This window comes from Bacillus cereus group sp. BfR-BA-01355 (genome assembly GCF_022663675.1).
Taxonomy (GTDB): Bacteria; Bacillota; Bacilli; order Bacillales; family Bacillaceae_G; genus Bacillus_A; species Bacillus_A thuringiensis_S.
In genome coordinates this window covers 1-13,620 of sequence record NZ_JAKUFY010000059.1, presented here as the reverse complement: position 1 = coordinate 13,620, position 13,620 = coordinate 1, and the positions used below count along the sequence as shown (strand labels likewise).

Here is a 13,620-nt window from a genome sequence, read left to right as displayed (position 1 = left end):
GATGTAATTAGTAGATTAAGAGTTCTATAGAAAAAATAATAGGAAAATAAGGAGAGATTTAGTAATGAGTATATTAGCTGCTTCAGTTAAAACAAAGAATCTGCCACAACAAGTGTTACGTTGGCAATCAATGGTAGAAAGTGAATGTTCAGCACAAGGTGTGTCTGAATTAGTTCCCTACGTACTTGGGATTATTATGGTGGAGAGTGGAGGAAACTCTGAAACAACACCTGATATTATGCAGTCCAGTGAATCACAAGGTTGGGCGATGAATACAATTAAAAATCCTAAAGATTCAATTTATTATGGAGTAAAGCATCTAAAAGGAGCTTTTGATGATGCAAAGAAAAATGGTATTACAGATTTAAGTGCCATTGTTCAATCATATAATTTTGGACGAGCTTACCTTCGTTGGTTAGCATCTAATAATAAACAGCATTCATTACCGGTGGCAGATCTGTATTCTAAAACGGTTGTTGCGCCATCACTTGGAAATACGACTGGTGCTATGGTCAAGTATAGTCAACCTATTGCCGTTGCCTATAATGGTGGTTACCGATATAAAAATGGAGGGAATTTCTTCTACTCTGAAATTGTTAAGCAATATGTAGATTTTGATGGAGGGAATGGTGGCGGTGATAATAAGCCATTACAACCAAAAGGACTAGGAATTGCAACGTCTAAATACCCAGAAGGATCGGGTATCAATTTATATAGTGGCCCTGGAAAAGATGCTTGGTTCACGGGTAATGTTATTAATACAAAAATGCCATATTTAATTATAGATGCTGCTTGGTATGGTGGGAATGAAAATATGCTTTGCTTAGGTTGGGAAGCATGGGCGAAAGAAGAACACTTTGAAGTAGAGTGGTTCCATGCTTATTCAAAATATCCAGCAGGTTATGGTATTAACACATATGATGGTCCAAATGGAAATTATAAAGGAAATGTAGATGGATCTTATCCATATGGCGTTTTTGCGAGAAAAGATGGTTATATCGATATTGGACAAAATACATGGGTAAAAGAAGAACATTTTAATGTAAGGTAATAACAAAGGATCTCTTTTTCTTTGATTATAAATATTAAATTTAAACATTAAGAAAATATGTTATAAAAGGTACTTTTTTAAGTGCCTTTTTATATTACTTATAAATAGAAAGGAAGATTATTATGGCAAAATTTATTTATCCAACAGATACAACGAGAGTAACAAGTGGTTTTAGGGGGAGCAGACCAGATCATCATGGGATAGACCTTGCTGAATCGGGCTATCATCCAATTTATGCAGCGGCTAGCGGACGAGTTAGTCGTTCTTATGTTTCATCCAGTTATGGTGAATGTATTATGATTGTGCACACTATTGATGGGATTACATGGGAAACGGTATATGCCCATATGCGTAGTGGTTCTCGAACAGTAAAAGAAGGTGATTCTGTTACACAAGGACAAACTATTGGGATTATGGGGAACACAGGGGATTCTAGTGGTCAACACTTGCATTTTGAATTGCATAAAGGGTCTTGGAACGTTAATAAGAGTAATGCTGTGAATCCATTAGATTACTTAGGAAAAGGAGACGGTGGTGGTACAACTGATCCTTCTAATAAACCACTACAACCAAAGGGACTAGGAATTGCAACGTCTAAATACCCAGAAGGATCGGGTATCAATTTATATAGTGGCCCTGGAAAAGATGCTTGGTTCACGGGTAATGTTATTAATACAAAAATGCCATATTTAATTATAGATGCTGCTTGGTATGGTGGAAATGAAAACATGTTGTGCCTAGGTTGGGAAGCATGGGCGAAAGAAGAACACTTTGAAGTAGAGTGGTTCCATGCTTATTCAAAATATCCAGCAGGTTATGGCATTAACACATATGATGGTCCAAATGGAAATTATAAAGGAAATGTAGATGGATCTTATCCATATGGCGTTTTTGCGAGAAAAGATGGTTATATCGATATTGGACAAAATACATGGGTACAAGAAGAGCATTTTAATGTAAGATAATATCTTTAAATCTGCACGTATTAAGTAGAATGAAAAAACTTGTTATCATACCTCTTGAGATGAGAGTAATATCTGTAAAATGCTGGGCGGAATATAGAGTTTAATTTTTGAAAGAGCAACTGATGTAAAAGGTTGCTCTTTTTCCTTTTTGAATATGAGGATCATAACCCATTATATAAAATGCGGCATATATGAGCATTTAATTTCTAGATGGACTTAATAATTCAATGGAATTTTACATGATAAAAAATAAAAGAAAAAGGAGATGTTCAGTAATGGAAATTAGAAGAAAATTAGTGGATCCAAGTAAATATGGTATAAAGTGTCCCAATACAATGACACCAGAATTCATTACAGTACATAATACGTACAATGATGCATCAGCAGAAAATGAGATATCGTATATGATTGGAAATAATAATTCAGTGTCGTTTCATGTTGCAGTAGACGACAAAGAAGCAGTGCAAGGTATTCCGTTTGATCGTAATGCTTGGCATGCCGGTGATGGTAACGGGAATGGTAATCGTAAATCTATCGGGGTTGAAATTTGTTACTCTTTAAGCGGTGGAGATAGATATTATAAAGCAGAAGATAATGCAGCAATTGTTATTGCTCAGCTAATGAAACAATTCAATATACCGATTAGTAACGTACGTACACATAAATCGTGGAGTGGAAAGCATTGCCCACACCGAATGCTCGATGAAGGAAGATTGGATCAATTCATTGAGAAGATAAACAAAGCATTTAACAAAGATAATAATAAACCACTACAACCAAAAGGACTAGGAATTGCAACGTCTAAATACCCAGAAGGATCGGGTATCAATTTATATAGTGGCCCTGGAAAAGATGCTTGGTTCACAGGTAATGTCATTAATACAAAAATGCCATATTTAATTATAGATGCTGCTTGGTATGGTGGAAATGAAAACATGTTGTGCCTAGGTTGGGAAGCATGGGCGAAAGAAGAGCACTTTGAAGTAGAGTGGTTCCATGCTTACTCAAAATATCCAGCAGGTTATGGCATTAACACATATGATGGTCCAAATGGAAAGTATAAAGGAAATGTAGATGGATCTTATCCATATGGAATTTTTGCAAGAAAAGATGGTTATATTGACATTGGACAAAACACATGGGTAAAAGAAGAACATTTTAATATACGATGAGAATAAAGAGCTACTCTATGAGTGGCTTTTTATTTTTAATCAAGTAAGAAGTGGGAAAGAGGTGGTAAAATGGATAGTTTACAAGAGGTGAAGGGTGATGTTCAGGAAATAAGGCAAGATATTAAGGATATACGATTAGAGATTAGAAGTTTAGAAATGCGGACGACAGGTAATGAAAAGGACATTATTAATATTAATAAGCAATTAGACAAAATCAGTGCTAATACAACTTGGATCCTACGCCTTATTATTGGTGGACTAATTGGAGCTGCTCTTACCTTCTTTTTGAAAGGAGGAGGTATGTAATGATTGAAATTACGGCAATGATTGGGGTTGTTGTAGGAATTTCACAAATTGCAAAAACGACTGGACTGCAAACAAAATATATTCCGTTATTTAATTTAACACTTGGCATTACGCTAGGTGTTTTATTTTTGTCTCAAGATATTAAAATGAATTTATTTCAAGGAATGATTATCGGATTGTCAGCTAGTGGATTATTTGACCATACAAAAATTGTAAAAAGGGATGCCGATAGAAAATGAAAAAGAAATACAAGCATATTTTATCCATAGTTGTTGCTATTATTTTAGTGTTATCAATTGAAAAAAATGTATTTGCTGATAGAATTCTATTTATTCCTGATGTACCAAAACAACCATACCGTTATGGTGTTGGAGCTTATGAAGGTGTTGTGGCACATTCTACAGCTACCCCAGAGGCGCCAGCAATTAATATTCAAAAATATGAGTCTCGCACATGGCGTTCAGCATTTGTTCACTACGCAGTGGATTGGAATGAAAAAATTCAAATTGCATCTACAAAACATCAGGCATGGGGGGGCAGGTCCAGCAGCAAATGCTAGATTTGTTCATGTTGAATTGTGTGAGACAAGTGATCCATTAAAATTTAAGCGTTCATATGAAAAATATATAGAATTAATTGGGGAAATCTTGCGAGAACGAAATATTCATCCCTCTAAAGGATTATGGACACATAGGGATATTACTTATAAATTAGGTGGGACAGACCATGAAGATCCACTGGATTATCTTCGTAGTCATGGCGTATCTGAGGCTAAGTTCCGAGCAGACGTGTTAAAGGTTTATAACGGGAGCACGGTTACAGTGGATACCAAACCACAAAAACCAAATGAAATATCTGGTACAGTAGAGTCGAATGGTATTGCATATATTGAAGGATACAATGTAAATCTCCGCTCTGGACCATCAACAGAAAATAGTGTTATTCGTAAGCTACAAAAAGGTGAGGCTTATAAAGTATGGAATAAATTAGGGAACTGGTTACATTTTGGTGGTAACCAATGGATTTATTATGATTCTTCATATATTCGTTGCCAAGGCAATGAACCTGCTACAGTAATTGGTAAAAGAGTTATTTCAAAAGTAAATAATTTACGTTTCTATGATTCTCCATCTTGGCAAGATAAAGATGTTGCCGGTACTGTAGATATGGGTTTAGGATTCATTATTGATACAAAGGTAATTGTAAATAATTCACCACAATATAGAGTGCACAATAGTAAAGGTAAAACATATTATATAACAGCAAACGAAGCCTATGTGTATGTGAAGTGAAAGAGAGGATCTGCTCTAGTATGGGGCGATCCTCTTTTTTTTATTTATTATTTTAGCCAAGAAGACTCCTTCCTCAAGGAGCGTGAAGGGTCACAGCCCAGTGAGTAGGTGGGAGATGAATTGGCTTCGAACAAGGGATGGCAGGAAGCCATCTTAATTGTTCGACATACAGAAAGTGTTACTCGACTACCTATCGAATGTACGTTTGGTGCATAATAGTCATATACCGAAATGGAGGTGAATCAAATAATCATGAATAAAGCCTATAAGTTTCGTATCTATCCAAATCAGGCACAAGCAATTCTAATCAACAAAACGATTGGATGTTCTCGCTTTGTATTCAATTATTTCCTATCCTTATGGGATCAAGCATACAAAGAGACAGGAAAAGGCTTGACCTATGGTACATGCTCTGCCAAACTACCTGCCATGAAGAAAGAGCTTGTTTGGCTAAAAGAAGTGGATAGTATTGCGATTCAGTCGTCTGTTCGCAACCTTGCGGATGCTTATACACGCTTTTTCAAAAAACAAAACAGCGCACCTCGCTTTAAATCTAAGAAGAACAACGTACAATCTTATACTACAAAACAAACAAATGAAAACATTGCCGTTGTAGGGAACAAAATAAAGTTGCCGAAACTAGGTCTTGTTCGATTTGCCAAAAGTCGCGAAGTAGAGGGGCGTATTGTAAATGCTACGGTTAGACGGAACCCTTCTGGTAGATATTTTGTGTCACTATTAGTTGAAACAGAAGTACAAGAACTTCCGAAAACAAGTTCTTACATTGGAATAGATGTAGGACTAAAAGATTTCGCTATTTTGTCAGATGGAACACACTATGAAAATCCGAAGTTTTTCCGATCATTAGAAGATAAGTTGGCGAAAGCACAGCGTGTGCTTTCTAGAAGAATGAAAGGATCTTCTCGCTGGAATAAACAACGAGTAAAGGTAGCTAGAATTCATGAATACATATCCAATGCTAGAAAAGATTACTTGGACAAAATTTCAACTGAAATCATCAAAAACCACGATATTATCGGTATAGAGGATTTGCAAGTATCGAATATGTTAAAGAATCATAAGTTAGCAAAAGCAATTAGTGAGGTATCTTGGTCGCAATTTCGATCCATGTTAGAATACAAAGCAAAATGGTATGGCAAACAAGTCATTGTCGTATCGAAAACATTTGCTTCCAGCCAATTATGTTCTTGTTGTGGGTATCAAAATAAAGACGTTAAAAATCTCAACCTACGTGAATGGGACTGTCCTTCTTGTCAAACACATCATGATAGAGATATTAACGCAAGTATCAATCTAAAGAATGAAGCGATAAGGCTTCTAACCGCAAGGACTGCGGGGTTAGCCTAATCAATTAGAGTTCGATAGAACTCTTTACTTAGGAATCCCTCACTTCTAAACGAAGTGAAAGTGGGGGGAGTTCAATATGTATAAATTAGGTTTAATGGTGAAAAGAAGAGTCTATGAATGATTTTGGTTTGGAAAAATATTCTTGATAGGAAAATATAATAGTGTTATATTTTAATTTGATGATACAATATTTAAACATCGTTTTTGACATGATATAGATTTACTTAAAGATGTCGATTTTGGAAAAACAGAAGGTAAGGTAATAGGTAAAGAGACATGTTGTTTATAATGAACGTTAATCCTGTATTATAATTTAGGAGAAATATATTAAGTAAGGAGTTTTTTTATGCTGAAATGGGCTAAGTGGATTGCCATGTTTGTGATTTTTATCTGTAGTATTTTAACTATCGACGCTCTTGTTGGTAGCAAAAAAGGTATAAAAACCATTACAGCAGCAGTTGAGGAATTCACTGCGGATAAAAAAAATATAGGAAATCAAAAAGAAGTAAAGCAAGGAGCCGAAACAAGTGATTATAAACATTTAGACAAGCAGCATTATGCATGGGTAATGGATGATTATTTAAAGGACCTATCTGATGTGGCGACCCGATTTAGAATTTTAGAGGCTGATGCAGAAATTAAGGGTACTATAAACAAATCGTGGGTTTCAGATGTAGGCGATGTTTTCTATAAAATGTCTTATCTCATCTCAAGTGTACGATATGTAGAACCCCCAACAGAATTAAAGGGTCTACATTCATCTATTTTAAAGGCGATGGATAACTTGCAATTTGTTATAGACAACTATGGAGATGCTGCGAGCCAAACAGATTTAGCGAAATTAGACAAATGTTTAAAATCGTTAAGAATTGCTAGGGATACAATAGACGAGGCGCGTAGTGAATTATCCACTTACGAATAATTATCATAAAAACCAATTAGTATTACATAACATCCTCAGAAGTATATATGAAGTTTAGCGTTTTCTTTGTAGTTAAGGGAACAGTAATCTCAAAGGTTTCAATTCTAATGTTTGTTACATGCAAGAGGATAGTAAGGAATGGAAGGTAGGAAAGATCAACGCTGTTGAGTAAATGGATAAGGCTGGCATGAAGAAAGCGACATTTTACAAGAGAATGAGGGAATACGAGGAAGTTAAATCATTAAGATGATATAAATAGATTTTATAATTTTATTGTTTGAAAATGCAACCACAGTCAGTAGAGAGGATATAGTCGTCTGTGTAGCAACGGAACCAAAACTTACGTTAAGTATTAGCGGACATAAAAGACCGATTTTGAATGTTTTGATGTCCGCTAATGCTTATAGCGTGATTTGGTTCTATTGCTGCACAAAGGCCAGCATCAATATACTGAATAAAGTGAATAAAATATAGATTTGATTCATAAGTCGGAGGAAGGAACCTTAGGATGTCTTTTCTTTTGTCCATTACACTCATTGTTTACACATTGATTTTTTATGTTCATTTGATATAATTATTACTACAGTAGTATTACAGTAATACCTTGGGTATATAATAAAAGAAGAGATGCTCGATACATCTCTTCTGGTAACTGTTGCCGTAAGGCGGGTAGTTACTAAATAAAGTTATTTTCTTTTTCTAGAACTTCCCTTTTGCTTCCGACGGCGTAGGGAGGTTCTTTTACGTTTTTTGCTAATATTACTCACTAGTTTATTTCCATAACCAGTAACAAGAATTGTCAAAAATACTTTCAACAAATCCTGTAGCAAAGACAGTAAATATTCCATCATAGGAGTCACCTCCTTTCCCTCTACATAAAAAAAGAGAAAGGACAGCAACCAACCACCCTACGTCATACAGTTAAATCTATTCTATCATACTAATACAACCTCACCAATATAAACAAGACCACCATTACTGATAGTTTTTTTAGGAAGATTTAGAACAATTAATTACAACATTTTTATATTGTGATTAATATATGAAAATTTCGCCTCATGAACTTTATTATACCCTACTACAGGGTATATTTTTTTGTACCACGCTTTGTTAATGCATTTAGCCTTCGTAGGTGTTGAAGGTTTAGAACTATCCTTTAGTATAGTCATATCATTAGAACAACCTGCGATATTTAGACAGAATGTAGCTAATAAACACGACAGTAATAATTTATTCATATAATCACTTCTAATTCTTTAATAGTTAACATTTTTTCATGAAATAACTTTCTTACTAATTTTACATTATATTAAAGCTCAGAAAATATTCTTATACTCATAAGTTATTACATTTGAGCTAGTGAGATTCTATTAATAGTAAAAGTGATTCTAGTCGAAGCAAGGCATCTAATTGCTGATAAAGGTAAAACTGCTAGTTATCTAATTCTCTCAGTCATTATGTATTTGATCTATTTAACCCATGAACTAATAGCAGAAAATGAATTGAAAGGTACATATAGCTAATAATGTAGGGCCAATCCACATGGAAAACATGTTTAAGCCTTTACCTGAACATGACCATGTTTAAAAAATCAATATAAACTATGTGAATTCTTTCTTCCAAAGAATTCAATATTTACAGAAAGGTATTTAAGGTTATTGTAAGGTAAATGAAAGTTACCTGAAAGAATCTCAGTTTAATATAAAAGTATGAATTAACACAGGAGGGATGAAATAATGTTAAAGAAACTGGGAATAGGTTTAGTAACTTCCTTAATTTTGTTGAGTACAAATGGTATTGCTGATGCATCTACTAACAGCGTACATGTAAAAAATGAAATGATATCTAAGAGCACAAAAAAGTGCAGTGACTGTTGGCGTGTTGGTCAATCTAGGGTTGAGGAAGGAGTTGCAGCAAAGCATACAACAATAGATGGAGAAAAAGTTGTCAAATATACAGTACAGGGCAATGGAAAGGTTAGAATGGATGTCATTGGTAAAGGATTTGCTGAAATTAAAGTAACTAGGGAGAATGGGAAAAGTATATATTATCAGTTTGAGGTAATTTAATTAGTAATCAAATATAGGTTTTCATTTTAGAACGTTGCCTTCCTATAATTAGGAAGGCTTTTATTATTACATAAATAGGATAAAATAATAGTTCGCTAAATTGGCTAGGAACATAACTAAAAATGTCAGAGGAAATTTAGTAAATTGTTTCACATGAATCATCTTCTCTTGTTTGGATTAATACATATTAAAATGTTTACCTTCGTCTAAATACAAGTTATACACACATATATTGATCTTATAAAGGTATATATTACACATAATATTATGTTAAAGGTGGCGAATTGTATCATGAAAGATTTTGTTCTCGAAAAAGAAAATATTATTCGTAAATATGGTGAATGGACCGCTTATGATATTAAATTAACGGATAATCTATATACAAGAGATATTCGACAACCCAATCCTGCATTAAAAAAAATTGTGACAATGATTCGAGATATCACACAATGTGATTTTAAAAATCTTCGAATCTTAGATTTAGCTTGTTTAGAGGGGCATTACGCTATTGAGTTTGCTATGCAAGGAGCAACTGTTGTAGGGATAGAAGGAAGAGAATCAAACATACAAAAAGCTATATTCGCTAAAGATTTATTAAGGTTGGAAAACTTAACTTTTTATCAAGATGATGTAAGAAATTTAAGTGTTGAAAAATATGGTCAATTTGATATTGTTTTATGCTCTGGTATTTTATATCATTTAGACTGCTCAGATGTATTCCCCTTTTTAGAAAAAGTGCATGAAGTATGCAAAAGGTTTGTAATAATTGATACTCATATCACTTCTACTCCTAATGTATCAGTACTTTATAAAAATAATGAATATAAGGGACACACAATGCTAGAACACTCTGCTAATTCATCAATAGAAGAACGTTTAAAATCAAAATGGGCATCATTAGATAACGTTACTAGTTTTTGGATGACAAAATCCTCTTTATACAATTTTTTAACGCGAACAGGTTTCTCTTCTATAAATGAATCCAGAAGTTTAGTTCAAGAAGATAGGATTACTGTTGTAGCTTTTAAGAAATATCCTATAGAAATTAAAAGCTCTCCTGAAACAGAAAAATACATTGAACCCGATTATTTAGAATGCTAAAAATAACACTATATGTCATTCAAGTTAAAATCGTAAAGTATCCCTAAACAAAATTATCAATTCTCCAAAACCTAATTATATAAATGCAATCCGTTGTTTCCGTTTTGGGATACTATATAGTTGTAGATAGTGATGGAATAGCACCGCATTACTATCAACTTAAAGAAATACTTCCGAAAACAAAAAATGAAAAGAATAATAAAAAAGCTTATCATTACGTGTTAAAAGATAAGCTTTTTTATTTTAGGGTAATTACAAGTATTGAAATTCTTTTAATACTCTCATAATAAACTTAAAGATGCTCTTTTCGACCTTGTAAAATTAACCCTTCATTATTTAAAAGCGGTGATATACCAAATAGCAACAACATTTCCATTTTTATCGAGTACTCTGCCTTCAGCGGCTCCTTCTTCATATGCTGTTACTACACCAGTTTTAGGGTTTACATAAATTTTATTTTCACTAAATAATACATATTTGTATTGTTTTCCGCTTGGCGTCATTGACCAAGGTTTCCCCACTTTAATGTGCATAAATTCACCTTGCACGTCAGATACTTGATAAACCGATTTTGTTGATTCTTGATTGTTTACTGCAGCGTGAGTTTTAGTAGTAGCAAAAGTTCCTAAACCTCCAATTCCAATGGTAGCTGCTAACGCAATTCCAACAAGTTTTTTCATGTGATATTGCCTCCTTTTTTAATTCATACCTGTATATTAAACGGTTAGTCTTTCATGTCACTTTCATTTATCTTACAATAACCTTAAATAGATTTTTGAAAATTCCGACTGATGCGAGGGAGAGTATGAAAAAAAATATATTAATTGTTGATGATGACAAAGATATTATTGATCTTTTAAAGCTTTTTTTAGAAATGGAAAATTTTTTTGTTGTAGAGGCTTCAAATGGTGAAGTTGCCTTAAAGTGTCTAGAAGAAAATCATATTGATTTAGCTATTGTTGATATTATGATGCCTAAAATGGATGGTTATCAATTAATCAAAAAAATTCGTGAGACGTTACAATTTCCAATACTTATATTGTCAGCCAAATCTCAAGAAGTAGATAAAATTATAGGTTTAGGGATTGGAGCAGATGACTTCATTACAAAGCCATTTAGTGCTTTAGAAATTATAGCTAGAGTTCAAGCTCATCTTAGAAGGTCCTATGAATTTAATGATAAGGCTGTAGAAGGTAAGGAGAAGCAAATTCATATGGGTGATTTAGTATTAGATCATCATTCTTGTACACTCTATAAATCAAGCGAATCCATTTCTCTCAGTGCTACGGAATATAAAATCTTAACCCTTTTTATGGGAGAACCAGGGAGAATATTTACTAAAAAACAAATTTTTGAAAATGTATGGTCTGATTATTACTGTGCAGATGATAATACGATTATGGTTCATATTAGTAGACTACGAGAGAAATTAGAGGATTCTCCTAAGAATCCAGTTTATATAAAAACGATCCGGGGACTTGGGTATAGATTTGCTAGGAAGGAAGAACTTTATGAAAAATAAAGTTTTATATATCTTGATTAAAAATTACGTTATATTTGCACTAGCAATAGGTTTCACCGTAATAATTTTATTTATATTTTTGATGTATCAAACAGAAAAGCAACTAGGAAAGCTAAATAATTTAAAGGCAAGTGAAGTAGTTCGTGAAAACTTTAAAACTATTAATGCAGAATCAATAGAATCATTTGGTGGTTGGGTAGAAATTCTTAATGAAAATTTACAAGTTATCTATACCAAAGGGGAAAAGAAGGATAAGCTTTTATCATATTCACAAAGAGAATTTACTAAATTATTATTTGATAATGATAAGCTTCCTTATTATTCATCTGTAGCAACATTTGTAACGAAAAAAGGTGAAACATTATATTGCCTTGTTAAGGTTCCTAAAAAAGCAATAAAGTATGAATATACGTTTTCTGATAAAAATGAGGAATACGTATATGTTTTTTATAAGATATTGCTTACTACAATCGTTTTATTTTTTGTATTTTTCTCTATGAATGTATATATATTTAGTAGGCAAATTGCTAGGAAAATAACCAGGCCATTGGATAAACTAGCAACTGGATTTGAGGAAATTGCTAGTGGGAAATATGATAAAAGGTTAAACTATGAAACATATTTTGAGTTAATGCAAATACAGCATTCGTTTAATGTTATGTCTGAAAAACTCGATAAAATAGAGAAAGAGAAGAAGAGGTTGGAAGAAACCAAGCAGAAGATGCTTGTAGATTTGTCTCATGATTTAAGGACACCAATTACAACTGTTCAAGGTTATATTGAAGCATTACAACTAGGGATCATTACAGAAAAAAGTGAAAGAGAAAGAACTTTGAATGTAATATATAATAAGATTCGAATCATTGCGGTATTAACTGAAGATATTTTTGAACTGTCTAAATTAGAGCATTCTGATTACCCTTTTGAAGTACATCCAACTGATGTATCTGAGTTTATTCGTGAATTGCTTGTAGAATATTATGATTTATTTCAAGCGAAGCGCTTAATCCTTCAATATCAAATTCCCTCTAAAGAAGTGATTGCTCCAATTAACAACAGATTACTATACCGTGCTATCTCTAACATAATATCTAATGCCCTACAGTATAATACGGCAGGTACGACCGTGTTTGTATCGTTAATTGAGGATGAAAGCAAAGTATATATAAACATTATAGATAATGGAATTGGAATACCTGAGGATATGAAACAGAGTATTTTTGATGCATTTGTTCGAGTAGATGATTCTCGAGAAAATAATGGGGGATCAGGTCTTGGATTAACTATTGCTAAGCATATAGTGGAGAAACATGGAGGGAAGATTAGTTTAGAGAGTGCAAAGAAACGTACAATTTTTTGTATTTCTTTGCCTAAATTGAATGGGTAGGTATTTTATCTTTTTTGAGGCATTTCTTTTTATCATTTTAGCCAAGAAGACTCCTTCCTCAAGAAGCGTGAAGGTTCACAGCCCAGTGAGTAGGTGGGAGATGAATTGGCTTCGAACAAGGGATGGCAGGAAGCCATCTTAATTGTTCGACATACAGAAAGTGTTACTCCACTACCTATCGAATGTATGTTTGGTGTATAATAGTCATATACCAAAATGGAGGTGAATCAAATAATGATTAATAAAGCCTATAAGTTTCGTATCTATCCAAATCAAGCACAAGCAATTCTAATCAACAAAACGATTGGGTGTTCTCGCTTTGTATTCAATCATTTCCTATCCTTATGGAATCATGCATACAAAGAGACAGGAAAAGGCTTGACCTATGGTACATGCTCTGCCAAACTACCTGCCATGAAGAAAGAGCTTGTTTGGCTAAAAGAAGTGGATAGTATTGCGATTCAG

Annotated in this window: 14 protein-coding genes and 1 pseudogene; 13 read left to right on the top strand and 2 right to left on the bottom strand. The window is 33.5% G+C overall.

Annotation, left to right across the window (positions count from 1 at the left end):
- Nucleotides 1-64: 64 nt before the first annotated feature.
- From MR167_RS18960 to MR167_RS18925, 8 genes and pseudogenes are all read left to right on the top strand, one after another.
- A complete protein-coding gene (locus tag MR167_RS18960; RefSeq protein WP_106081865.1) occupies nucleotides 65-1,051 on the top strand; it encodes a lysozyme family protein in 987 nt (328 codons plus the stop codon).
- 122 nt (nucleotides 1,052-1,173) lie between these two features.
- Nucleotides 1,174-2,016, top strand: coding sequence for a M23 family metallopeptidase (locus MR167_RS18955; RefSeq protein WP_078994273.1), 843 nt, complete (start codon nucleotides 1,174-1,176; stop codon nucleotides 2,014-2,016).
- A gap of 275 nt (nucleotides 2,017-2,291) precedes the next feature.
- On the top strand, nucleotides 2,292-3,188 hold the full coding sequence (locus MR167_RS18950; protein WP_000405937.1) for a peptidoglycan recognition protein family protein: 897 nt from the start codon (nucleotides 2,292-2,294) through the stop codon (nucleotides 3,186-3,188).
- A 69-nt stretch (nucleotides 3,189-3,257) separates the two neighbouring features.
- A complete protein-coding gene (locus tag MR167_RS18945; protein WP_000377825.1) occupies nucleotides 3,258-3,494 on the top strand; it encodes a hemolysin XhlA family protein in 237 nt (78 codons plus the stop codon).
- Nucleotides 3,494-3,733 carry a hypothetical protein gene (locus tag MR167_RS18940; protein WP_000570186.1) on the top strand — a complete coding sequence of 80 codons (240 nt, stop codon included), beginning with the start codon at nucleotides 3,494-3,496 and terminating at the stop codon, nucleotides 3,731-3,733. The genes MR167_RS18945 and MR167_RS18940 overlap by 1 nt, the downstream gene beginning before the upstream one ends.
- Nucleotides 3,730-4,786: pseudogene (locus MR167_RS18935) on the top strand (N-acetylmuramoyl-L-alanine amidase). Before MR167_RS18940 ends, MR167_RS18935 begins: the two are co-directional and overlap by 4 nt.
- A 231-nt stretch (nucleotides 4,787-5,017) precedes the next feature.
- The gene (gene tnpB, locus MR167_RS18930) at nucleotides 5,018-6,154 is read left to right on the top strand and encodes an IS200/IS605 family element RNA-guided endonuclease TnpB (protein ID WP_242315236.1); all 1,137 of its coding nucleotides are present in this window, start codon (nucleotides 5,018-5,020) and stop codon (nucleotides 6,152-6,154) included.
- 346 nt (nucleotides 6,155-6,500) lie between these two features.
- Nucleotides 6,501-7,076: a hypothetical protein gene (locus tag MR167_RS18925; RefSeq protein ID WP_000922178.1), complete on the top strand. Its 576-nt coding sequence runs from the start codon at nucleotides 6,501-6,503 to the stop codon at nucleotides 7,074-7,076.
- Nucleotides 7,077-7,762: 686 nt separating this feature from the next.
- On the opposite strand, the gene MR167_RS18920 is transcribed toward MR167_RS18925, so the two are convergent.
- Nucleotides 7,763-7,927: a hypothetical protein gene (locus MR167_RS18920; RefSeq protein ID WP_165375055.1), complete on the bottom strand. Its 165-nt coding sequence runs from the start codon at nucleotides 7,925-7,927 to the stop codon at nucleotides 7,763-7,765.
- Between the two features lie 885 nt (nucleotides 7,928-8,812).
- On the opposite strand from MR167_RS18920, the gene MR167_RS18915 reads away from it, so the two are divergent.
- Together MR167_RS18915 and MR167_RS18910 are read left to right on the top strand one after the other, a co-directional pair.
- Nucleotides 8,813-9,145: a hypothetical protein gene (locus MR167_RS18915; protein ID WP_074790477.1), complete on the top strand. Its 333-nt coding sequence runs from the start codon at nucleotides 8,813-8,815 to the stop codon at nucleotides 9,143-9,145.
- Nucleotides 9,146-9,436: 291 nt separating this feature from the next.
- Entirely contained in the window at nucleotides 9,437-10,246 is an 810-nt protein-coding gene (locus MR167_RS18910; RefSeq protein WP_136983351.1) for a class I SAM-dependent methyltransferase, read from the top strand.
- Nucleotides 10,247-10,578: 332 nt separating this feature from the next.
- On the opposite strand, the gene MR167_RS18905 is transcribed toward MR167_RS18910, so the two are convergent.
- Entirely contained in the window at nucleotides 10,579-10,926 is a 348-nt protein-coding gene (locus tag MR167_RS18905; RefSeq protein WP_016078288.1) for a hypothetical protein, read from the bottom strand.
- A gap of 125 nt (nucleotides 10,927-11,051) precedes the next feature.
- Here MR167_RS18905 and MR167_RS18900 point away from each other — a divergent pair, with 125 nt between their 5' ends.
- The 3 genes from MR167_RS18900 to MR167_RS18890 all read left to right on the top strand — a co-directional run.
- Nucleotides 11,052-11,768 (top strand): response regulator transcription factor, encoded by a 717-nt coding sequence (locus tag MR167_RS18900; protein WP_016078289.1) that lies wholly within the window; start codon nucleotides 11,052-11,054, stop codon nucleotides 11,766-11,768.
- Nucleotides 11,758-13,155 (top strand): sensor histidine kinase, encoded by a 1,398-nt coding sequence (locus MR167_RS18895; RefSeq protein ID WP_098838907.1) that lies wholly within the window; start codon nucleotides 11,758-11,760, stop codon nucleotides 13,153-13,155. The genes MR167_RS18900 and MR167_RS18895 overlap by 11 nt, the downstream gene beginning before the upstream one ends.
- A 234-nt stretch (nucleotides 13,156-13,389) precedes the next feature.
- Nucleotides 13,390-13,620 (top strand): helix-turn-helix domain-containing protein (locus tag MR167_RS18890; RefSeq protein ID WP_170264971.1); only part of this gene is annotated, 231 nt, incomplete at its 3' end.

Bases quoted from the DNA above. Each gene is read 5' to 3' on its own strand.
- MR167_RS18960 (WP_106081865.1), top strand. From the start codon at position 65: ATGAGTATATTAGCTGCTTCAGTTAAAACAAAGAATCTGCCACAACAA.
- MR167_RS18955 (WP_078994273.1), top strand. From the start codon at position 1,174: ATGGCAAAATTTATTTATCCAACAGATACAACGAGAGTAACAAGTGGT.
- MR167_RS18950 (WP_000405937.1), top strand. From the start codon at position 2,292: ATGGAAATTAGAAGAAAATTAGTGGATCCAAGTAAATATGGTATAAAG.
- MR167_RS18945 (WP_000377825.1), top strand. From the start codon at position 3,258: ATGGATAGTTTACAAGAGGTGAAGGGTGATGTTCAGGAAATAAGGCAA.
- MR167_RS18940 (WP_000570186.1), top strand. From the start codon at position 3,494: ATGATTGAAATTACGGCAATGATTGGGGTTGTTGTAGGAATTTCACAA.
- tnpB (WP_242315236.1), top strand. From the start codon at position 5,018: ATGGAGGTGAATCAAATAATCATGAATAAAGCCTATAAGTTTCGTATC.
- MR167_RS18925 (WP_000922178.1), top strand. From the start codon at position 6,501: ATGCTGAAATGGGCTAAGTGGATTGCCATGTTTGTGATTTTTATCTGT.
- MR167_RS18920 (WP_165375055.1), bottom strand. From the start codon at position 7,927: ATGATGGAATATTTACTGTCTTTGCTACAGGATTTGTTGAAAGTATTT.
- MR167_RS18915 (WP_074790477.1), top strand. From the start codon at position 8,813: ATGTTAAAGAAACTGGGAATAGGTTTAGTAACTTCCTTAATTTTGTTG.
- MR167_RS18910 (WP_136983351.1), top strand. From the start codon at position 9,437: ATGAAAGATTTTGTTCTCGAAAAAGAAAATATTATTCGTAAATATGGT.
- MR167_RS18905 (WP_016078288.1), bottom strand. From the start codon at position 10,926: ATGAAAAAACTTGTTGGAATTGCGTTAGCAGCTACCATTGGAATTGGA.
- MR167_RS18900 (WP_016078289.1), top strand. From the start codon at position 11,052: ATGAAAAAAAATATATTAATTGTTGATGATGACAAAGATATTATTGAT.
- MR167_RS18895 (WP_098838907.1), top strand. From the start codon at position 11,758: ATGAAAAATAAAGTTTTATATATCTTGATTAAAAATTACGTTATATTT.